The sequence below is a fragment of the Methylacidimicrobium cyclopophantes genome (genome assembly GCF_902143385.2).
Classification (GTDB): Bacteria; Verrucomicrobiota; Verrucomicrobiia; order Methylacidiphilales; family Methylacidiphilaceae; genus Methylacidimicrobium; species Methylacidimicrobium cyclopophantes.
The window spans coordinates 1-5809 of sequence record NZ_CABFUZ020000168.1; the positions used below are offsets into that span (position 1 = coordinate 1).

General features: G+C 60.8%; 4 protein-coding genes. All 4 read right to left on the reverse strand.

Annotation, left to right across the window (positions count from 1 at the left end):
• The coding region (locus tag FN369_RS07735; RefSeq protein WP_142525601.1) for a 2-dehydropantoate 2-reductase at nt 1-605 on the reverse strand (605 nt) is incomplete at its 3' end.
• Nucleotides 606-647: 42 nt separating this feature from the next.
• Complete coding sequence (locus FN369_RS07740; RefSeq protein ID WP_142525602.1) at nt 648-989, reverse strand: hypothetical protein; 342 nt, start codon at nt 987-989, stop codon at nt 648-650.
• On the reverse strand, nt 976-2364 hold the full coding sequence (locus tag FN369_RS07745) for an efflux RND transporter periplasmic adaptor subunit (RefSeq protein ID WP_246189617.1): 1389 nt from the start codon (nt 2362-2364) through the stop codon (nt 976-978). Before FN369_RS07745 ends, FN369_RS07740 begins: the two co-directional genes overlap by 14 nt.
• Nucleotides 2361-5546 carry an efflux RND transporter permease subunit gene (locus FN369_RS07750; protein WP_142525603.1) on the reverse strand — a complete coding sequence of 1062 codons (3186 nt, stop codon included), beginning with the start codon at nt 5544-5546 and terminating at the stop codon, nt 2361-2363. Before FN369_RS07750 ends, FN369_RS07745 begins: the two co-directional genes overlap by 4 nt.
• Nucleotides 5547-5809: the final 263 nt, after the last annotated feature.

The following is a 5809-nucleotide window of genomic DNA, read 5'->3' on the forward strand; positions in this document are numbered from 1 at the left end:
CGGCCTCCCGCCGCGACCGAAACGCCGTTGAACGGAATGTTCCAGGCGAGCTTGCGCCATCGCGCCGCCTCTAAGTTCTCGACGACGGTGCAAGGCACTCCCGCCCGCTCGAAGAGAAGGGCGATCTCCCGCAAAAGGGCCTCGCTGCCTCCTTCATGGGCTCCAAGCTCGATCTTTCCGAAGCCGGTGTTTTCCACTCTCCCGGGCGCGATCCGAGTGAGGCAGCCGAAGACGATGCCGCCGAGGATCCTGTATCCGGGGAAGGCTTCCGCCATCCACTCCTCGTTGCCCAAGCCGTTTTGCAGGGCCAAGAGGATGGTGCCGGTCTTGAGCAGCGGAGGCAGGAGCTCGCGGAGGGCTTCCCGGGCGGTCGTCTTGAGCGCAACGATGATGAGGTCGCACGGCCCCATCTCCTCGGTCCTGCGAAATCCTCGAACTGGATAGAGGTGGAAGGACTCCTTCCCACGCTCCTCGATCCAAATCCCGCGTCGAAGGACCGCTTCCCAATCGCTCCGGAGGAGAAAGACGACCTCGCTCCCCGCTCTGGCCAACCGGGCTCCGTAGTAGGCGCCCACCGCCCCCGCTCCGACGACTCCGATCTTCACCTCTCTTCGAATGCGTTCCGCCGGAAAATGCGGAAAGGTTCGCTAATGAAACATTCCCGCCGGGTTCTCGTTGATTTCGATCTCCTCGACCGTCCCCCACTCGTTGCTGCCGGGACGGATGTCCGCCAGGCGCTCCTGCTGGAAGAGTGCGATCAGATTCCAGAGCTCCTTGCCTGTGACCCAGAGGTCATGGCTCATGGTCCGCATGAAAAAGCGGTGGCCTTCGCCATCGGCGTGGGCGAAGAGAATCCTCCCATACGGGAAAACCCAACGCCTTCCGGGAGACTCCACGCTGAAGAAGGCAACGCGCTCCTCCGACTTCCGCATGCCCCCGGCTGCGCTCTCCACGCGCACACTCCGGCTCGAAGGTTCAACCGCTCCCATGTTTCTTCTTCCCCCCCTCTTTCTCGGATTTGTCTTTCCCCGGCTTGCTCAGATCGGCGGCGACGATGACCTCTTCCCCTTCCTCCAGAGACTCGGGTGGGTTGAGAATGACCCTTTCGTCCGGCTGGAGCCCCGAATTGATCTCCATCTCGTTCCCAAGATCGTGGCCGAGCTCCACCTTCCGATAGTGAACCCTCGACTGCTTGTCCACCGTCAGCAGGAAGGTCCCTTCGGCCCGGTAGAGGACCGCGTTGACCGGGACGATGAGAAGGGTGCTGACGGTCGGCAGATGGAAGATCACGTCGACATACATGTTGACGACGATCTTTCCATCGGGATTCCCGACGTCCACTTCGGTCAGCAGCGTCCGGGAGAGAGGATCGACCGCCTGCGCCGTCCGAACGACGAGTCCATGGTAGATCACCCCCGGAAGCTCGGAGGCGGTCACGTCGGCCCAGGTGCCCAACTGGATCTGGGGAACATAGTTCTGCGGGACCGCGACGTAGACGCGCATCAGGTCGTTGACCGCGACCCGATAGAGCTCGTGTACCCCCTTTTCGCTTCCGAGAGAGACGAGGGTGCCCACGTCGATGTTGCGCGCGGTGACGATCCCCGAAAAGGGGGCCACGATCTTCTCGAATCCTTGCAGCTGCTCGTAGTGCTGGAGCTGCCCACGCGCCGCGTTGACTCGGGCGAGTGCGGCGTCGTAGACCGCCTGTCTTTCATCGAGCGCTTGTTGCGAAACGGCACGGGTTTTGATCAACTCCTTCCAACGATCGAGCGTGATTCGGGCGAGGACGAGGTTTGCTTCCGCAGAGTGGAGCACTCCTTGCTGCGCCTCGACCGACTTGTCGATGTCGGGCGCGTCGATCTCGGCCATGAGCTGGCCTTCTCGAACCCGTTCGCCGATATCGACCCACCAGTTTTTGATGTAGCCGTTGACCCGCGCCCAGAGCGGCGTTTCGTAGTAACCCCGCGCGGTTCCCGGCAGGAGCAGATCGCTCACGGGCTTTGGCTTTTGGGGCAAAATCACCGAAACGGCGACCTTCTCGCCGGCCACCATCGCCCGATGGAGTGCGATCCGGTTAAAAAACCGCGGGATCTGCCCGATCAAAAAGAGAAGGAACAAGACTCCGGCGAAGAGGATCGCAAAGCGGCGGACTCCGCCCTTTCCCTTGGAAGGCTCCCCACCCTCCTTCTGCGGAGGCTTCTCCTCCCCCGGAATCGATTCCGGCTCCGGAGGCTCGGCAACCTGGTCCCCCCCATGAGCAGAATGGCTCCACCGATCGAGCAGGTCCGACAAAAGCTCCTTCTTCCCCTTCTTCGGGGTCTTCTCCTCCCCGTCCCTTTCCTCGAAGGCTCTCGGCATCTTCATTCTCTAATCTCCCCGCGTCCTCGAATGAGGGAATAGATCACCGGAACCACGAAGAGGGTGCCGACCGTGGCGAAGAGCAGGCCGCCGATCACCGCCCGGCCCAACGGGGCGTTCTGCTCTCCTCCCTCTCCCAATCCCAACGACATGGGCAGCATCCCCAGGATCATCGCCCCCGCCGTCATGACAACCGGCCGCAGACGAATCTTCCCCGCGAGCCACGCCGCCGTCAACGCATCGTTGCCGTTGCGCATCGCCTCGTTGGCGAAGGTGATCAAAAGAATGCTGTTCGAGGTGGAAACGCCCACAGTCATGATCGTCCCCATCAGCGACGGGACGTTAAGCGTCGTCCCGGTGAGGTAGAGCATCCAGATGATCCCGCAGCCTCCGACCGGGAGCGCCGTCAAAATGATGAAGGGGTCGAGCCATCCTTGGAAGTTCACCACAAGCAGGAAATAGACCATCATGATGGCAAAAACCGTTCCGAGGCCCAATCGGAGGAAGGCGCTGTTCATGCTCTGGGCTTGTCCGCGCACGTGGATTTCGTAACCGGGTGGAAGCTGTTTCTGATACTTATCGACCACCTTCTCGACGGCGCTCGAAACTCCCCCGAGGTCCCTTCCCTGGATGTTCACGAAGACGTTCTTGAGCGGCTTCATATTATAATGGCTAATGACGGCGCTCTTCCGTGTCCGTTGAATTTCGAGCATGTTGCTGATCAACTGGGGCTCCTTGCGGGAGGCCATCAGCCGAGAATAGGTCTCCGTCGAGGGGACGCCCGCGTTGATGTTCAAGAGCCAATTCCGGGAGTCGAGCTTGTACTGCGGACTCTGCACGACCAGGGGGTAGTTGATGGTCGTCTCGGGATCCGCCCAATAGTTGGGAGCAACCACGTAGCTCGAGCTCAACTGGTTGAGCACATTGTCCGCCACCTGCTTCTGGGTCATTCCCAGATCGAGCGCCCGAATCCGATCGACTTCCAGGTGGAGATAGGGCTGACGCATCTGGTAGACGATCGCATCGACCGCTCCCGGGATTCGGCGCACCTCCCGCTGAATTCCATTGGCCACGTCGGAGATCAGCTTCTCGTTCTTCCCGGAAACCTGGATGTCGATTGGCGCCGCCGAACCGAAGTTGAGGATCTGGTTCACCATGTCCGCGGCCTGGAAGAAGAAGCGGCATCCCGGGAAGCGGCGGGGGAGCTCTTCCCGCAGCTCTTTCATATAATAGGGCGTAGGACGGTGGTCCTCCTTCAGGGAGACCAGAATTTCTCCGTCGAAGGTCCCCTCGTTGATCGTATCGCTGTAGGCCAAGGCCGCTGGATACCAAAAGGGGATGCCCATGTTGTCGACGATCGAATCGATCTCCTCTTCCGGAATCCTCGAGCGGATGTACTGCTCGATCTGGCTGAAGATCCGCTGGGTGACCTCGATTCGGGTGCCGGGTGGAGTAAAGACGTGGAGCCGAAACTTCCCCGCGTCGACCGACGGGAAGAAATCCCGTCCGGTCCAGGGGAAGACCAAGGCGGTCATGACGAGCAACACCCCGAGGAGGACGAAGACCGCTACCCGATGGTGGAGCGCCAGCTTCAAGGCCGCCGCATAGCGCTCCCGAAACGCCTCGAAACGCTCCTCGAAGCGCCGGTGGAATTGGCGGAATCGTCCTTCCGGTTTGCCCGCGGCGATCCGCCGATGCTCCTCCTCCTCCTCCGCCCCGATCAGCATGTCGGCCATCGTCGGCACGAGGGTCCGCGAGAGGAAGTAGGAAAAAAGGATCGCGAAGGAGACGCCCAAGGCCATCGGCGTGAAGAGGAACTTCGGCGGGCCTTCCAGGAAGATCACGGAGGTGAAGACGATCGCGATCGAGAGGGTCGCCATGAAGGCGGCCGCCGCGATCTGCTGCGCTCCGTCGAGGATCGCTTGGATCAGCGGCTTGCCTAGGCCATGGTTGCGATGGATGTTCTCGACTTCCACCGTCGCGTCGTCCACCAGAACTCCGACGGCCAGGGAGAGGCCGCCGAGGGTCATGATGTTGATCGTGTATCCCATTCGACTCAGCAGGAAGAGGGCGACCAGGATGCAAAGGGGGATCGAGGTGAGGACGATGAGGGTGCTCCGCCAACTCCCCAGGAAGACGAGGATCATGATCCCGGTCAAGGTGGCGGCGATGAGCCCTTCCTTCACCACCCCTTCCACCGAGGCTTTGACGAAGACCGACTGGTCGAAGATTTCTCGGATTTCCGTTCCCTCGGGGGCGGCGGCCCGGGAGGCCGGAATCAGCTTGCGAAGATCGGCCACGAGCTGGAGGGTGGAGGCCAGTCCATTCTTGAGCATCGGCATGACGACGGCGGGGACTCCGTTGACGTGGGCGACGTTCCATTGCACAGCCCCCCCGTCCCGAACATGGCCGATGTCATGCATATAAACGAGCTGCCCGTTCACTTTTTGGATCGGGAAGTCGTTCATCTTGGAGATCTTTTTGAGAACGTTGTTGACGCTCACCAGGTAGTCGTAGTCTCCGATCTTCACGTCCCCGGAAGGCAGGTCGAGGTTTTGATCGTTGATGGCGTTCATCACCTCGTCGGCCGTCAAACCCCGGGCCAGCAGCTGATTCGGATCGGTGTCGACCATGATGAACCGGGGAGTCCCTCCCCACGGCGGCGGCCAAGTCGAGCCTCGAATGGTCGCCAAGTCCCGGCGCAACACATACCAGGAGTAGTCGAAGAGCTCGGCGGCCGACTTGGTCTTCCCGCTGACGGCTACTTGGATGACGGGCACCTCCGAAGCGGAGTATCGGAGGACGTAGGGAGGGGTCGTTCCCAATGGCATCCGCTTGATCACCGTTTGGCAGATCGCTCCTACCTCCGCGAGCGCCGCGTCGATGCTCACCCCTGGTTGGAAATACATCCGGATCACGTTGAGCCCGTAGAGGGTCCGCGATTCCACCCTCTGGACGTTGTCGACATACTGGGTCAGCGTGAACTCGCTGAAGGTGGTGATGTAGTTGGTCATGTCCTCCGGGGTCAGCCCCTGGTAGAACCAGACGACGTTCACGACCGGAATATCGATTTCGGGGAAGATGTCGGTCGGCGTGGTCTCGATCGTCAAAAGACCCAGGACGAAGATGAGCGCCGCCATCACCGCAACGGTGTACGGTTTGCGCAATGCCAATCGGACGAGCCACATAAGGAGGAACGTTCTCTCGCTCTCGGAGAGAGCCAGCTACCCGACCAATAAGTTCCGGTGATCTTTTAAGACGGCGTTAATGGTTGGATTCAATCCCCCGCTCCCTCCCTTGTCAAGCCGCGGCCAAGCGGACGCGGGTGGAAAAGTTGCAGGGTTTGCTTTCTTTTCTCTTTTAGCAAATCGCCTTCTCCGTTAAGATCTCTGACGATGGCAATCCACCTGCCGGAGCCGGCCGAGACGGTGTTGCTCTTCGGCGGCCGCCT

Coding starts and splice junctions, on each gene's coding strand:
- FN369_RS07740 (WP_142525602.1), bottom strand. CDS start 989: ATGGGAGCGGTTGAACCTTCGAGCCGGAGTGTGCGCGTGGAGAGCGCA.
- FN369_RS07745 (WP_246189617.1), bottom strand. CDS start 2,364: ATGAAGATGCCGAGAGCCTTCGAGGAAAGGGACGGGGAGGAGAAGACC.
- FN369_RS07750 (WP_142525603.1), bottom strand. CDS start 5,546: ATGTGGCTCGTCCGATTGGCATTGCGCAAACCGTACACCGTTGCGGTG.